The sequence below is a fragment of the Virgibacillus byunsanensis genome, assembly GCF_042675965.1.
In the GTDB taxonomy this organism is placed as follows: domain Bacteria; phylum Bacillota; class Bacilli; order Bacillales; family Amphibacillaceae; genus Virgibacillus_R; species Virgibacillus_R byunsanensis.
The window spans coordinates 1-609 of sequence record NZ_JBHTKJ010000078.1 but is presented as its reverse complement, the minus strand read 5'-3'; the positions used below and the strand labels follow the sequence as shown (position 1 = coordinate 609).

1 protein-coding gene is annotated in these 609 nt (G+C 36.9%); it reads right to left on the bottom strand.

All coding sequences use genetic code 11. The features are described from left to right. Window positions 1–67: 67 nt before the first annotated feature. Window positions 68–529 carry an IS200/IS605 family transposase gene (gene tnpA, locus ACFQ3N_RS20400; protein WP_390365086.1) on the bottom strand — a complete coding sequence of 154 codons (462 nt, stop codon included), beginning with the start codon at window positions 527–529 and terminating at the stop codon, window positions 68–70. Window positions 530–609: the final 80 nt, after the last annotated feature.

The following is a 609-nucleotide window of genomic DNA, read 5'->3' as shown; positions in this document are numbered from 1 at the left end:
CCTTAAAGGCCCACTGAATGGGTTTCCCTCCTGCACCACATTCCCTCACTAATTCTAAAGAATTTCTTTATTTCTTCCGATTTTTCTGTCCTGTAAACGGGTCATATTCTTCGAATAATGTTAATTGATCGGCCATATAGTCTTCTTTTAGCTGATTTCTAATATATTCTTGTATTTGCTTTTTGTTTCTGCCCACAGTATCAACATAGAATCCTCGACACCAGAATTTACGATTCCCATACTTATATTTTAGATTGGCGTGACGATCAAATATCATGAGGCTACTTTTTCCCTTTAAATAACCCATGAATTGAGATACACTTAATTTAGGTGGAATACTAACCAACATATGGATGTGATCTGGACAGGCATTTGCTTCATGGATGATGACACCTTTCCGTTCACACAAATCTCTAATAATTTGTCCTATACTCTTTTTATATTTTCCATAAATAATCTGTCTTCTATACTTTGGCGCAAAGACAACATGATACTTACAATTCCATGTGGTGTGTGCTAAACTGTTCATGTCCTTCACAGGGCATACCTCCTTCTATGGTGAGATGTAGCGGTCGGGAAACCAACTATATCTTATCATGAAGTGAGGTT